Source organism: Oceanobacillus polygoni (genome assembly GCF_008304605.1).
In the GTDB taxonomy this organism is placed as follows: domain Bacteria; phylum Bacillota; class Bacilli; order Bacillales; family Amphibacillaceae; genus Oceanobacillus; species Oceanobacillus polygoni.
The window spans coordinates 1,080-2,821 of the sequence record NZ_PIJY01000058.1 but is presented as its reverse complement, the minus strand read 5'-3'; the positions used below and the strand labels follow the sequence as shown (position 1 = coordinate 2,821).

Here is a 1,742-nt window from a genome sequence, read left to right as displayed (position 1 = left end):
AAATGGGTAATTATCTCATTTGCACTGTCATCTGTCACAGCAATTTTGGCGTTTAAATCCACCCTTGGATCCCGGTAAAGAGAATCCAGCACATTGTAGATATCACCTTTGGCGATGTCGATTCCTAAGATTAAAGTTCTTCCTTTTGCTGGATCGTAATTACCAGGTACGCTTTGATCAATTGTCATGCTTGCCTCTTTTATCGAACCTCCTTTTCCAGTTACCAGTTCATTCGATATGGATATTTCCCCCCTGCTTGACTCACTAATATTCATATCTCTAATAATTGAAGTTATTTGATAATCACCATTCTCATCCAAGTCAAAACCCGATATATACACAGTACGGGAATTCTTTAGAAGTCTTTTATCCCAGCACCCAGCTAGTAATGGAAGAATAAATAAGATCAAGAAGAGCTCATTTTTTCCCATAGGTCGATGCCACCTCTCTTTTAAAAATAATTGTTATTAAAAGCAGTAGGATAGGGATAATAATGCCGAAAATTAAACATAAATGCTTTAACCATTTTTCAAGTAAGGTAATATCCATATAATAAAATATTATCGAAACGATAAGGACGAATGTTCCAGATAGTATCACAGCAAATTTATGTTTGATATGGATTAATTTACTTATTCCCATACTTGCTGAGAAGGTGTAGCTAATAATAGTAGTAAAAACTATCAGACCCCAGAAAGAAAGAAATATTAAATCTAATCGGCTTAAAATTCTTATTTCCATCGCACTTAGTATATATAGAACCGGTTCCGGCGTGATTTTTATTTCTTCAGGACTAAGCATTACGGTACTTAGAATCACAATGTACGTTAAAAAAATGGTTACAAATAATACTGCTAAAAAAACTCCTTTCAGTGCTGAAATAGTTTTAGATTGCTTTATAAAAGCAAAATAAGTAAGTAATGTTTCAAACCCTATGAAGGATATCATTGAATCACTAGTGCTTTTAAGGATATTCCATCCACCACTGGAACCAATAGGGAAGAGATAGCGAACATCTATGTATGGATCACCATAAACCAAAAACGTAATGAAGAATAAAAACAGGATGAATATGAATAGTAAAGAAAATAAAGATACCACATTTTTTATATTACAAATACTTCCATAAATAAGTAGAACGAATGTTATCAAAAATAATATCCATGCTGGAGTTTCAGGGAGTACCCATCGTTTCAAGGTATCCGCATATATAATGAAGATATAACAAATCACTGTGAGCAGGTAAATAATATATAAAAAATTTAATACAGTTCCAGAAGTTTCTCCCAAAATTACTTTAGAAAAATCAAATAAGGTAAGATTGGGGAAATTCCTGCAAAGTAACCAAATAAGCAGTACAATTAGTTGAATAATAAATCCAGAAATTAAAATGGAAATCCATCCGTCACTGCCTGCTGCTTCATGTGTTTGATGAGGTAATGATAACAAGCCTACACCAATCATCGTTTGCACCAGCAGAAAAAATAAATTTACAGAACTAATACGGCTCTTCACTCTCATCTAGTTTCCACTTCCTTGATCGTTTTTCTTGCTTATAATGAGGAGAATTTTTAGAGTGTTTATACATCATCCAAGAAGGAACACGAATGATAGTATCTTAAAAATCCTCCATGTTTAATGGAACAAAAGGTGAAAAATATGGAAGACCGAATGAAGTAAGGCGTGACAAGTGAATTAACACAAATAACACTCCAATGACAATTCCTAAAAAGCCAAATATT

Annotated in this window: 3 protein-coding genes; all 3 read right to left on the bottom strand. The window is 33.2% G+C overall.

The window, feature by feature from the left end; all coding sequences use genetic code 11:
* On the bottom strand, positions 1–431 hold a 431-nt coding region (locus F1560_RS21870; protein WP_484214022.1), incomplete at its 3' end, for a Ger(x)C family spore germination protein.
* The gene (locus F1560_RS21865) at positions 418–1,521 is read right to left on the bottom strand and encodes a GerAB/ArcD/ProY family transporter (protein ID WP_149476706.1); all 1,104 of its coding nucleotides are present in this window, start codon (positions 1,519–1,521) and stop codon (positions 418–420) included. The genes F1560_RS21870 and F1560_RS21865, both read right to left, overlap by 14 nt.
* Before the next feature lie 97 nt (positions 1,522–1,618).
* The gene (locus tag F1560_RS22540; protein WP_281292673.1) at positions 1,619–1,741 is read right to left on the bottom strand and encodes a spore germination protein; all 123 of its coding nucleotides are present in this window, start codon (positions 1,739–1,741) and stop codon (positions 1,619–1,621) included.
* Position 1,742: the final 1 nt, after the last annotated feature.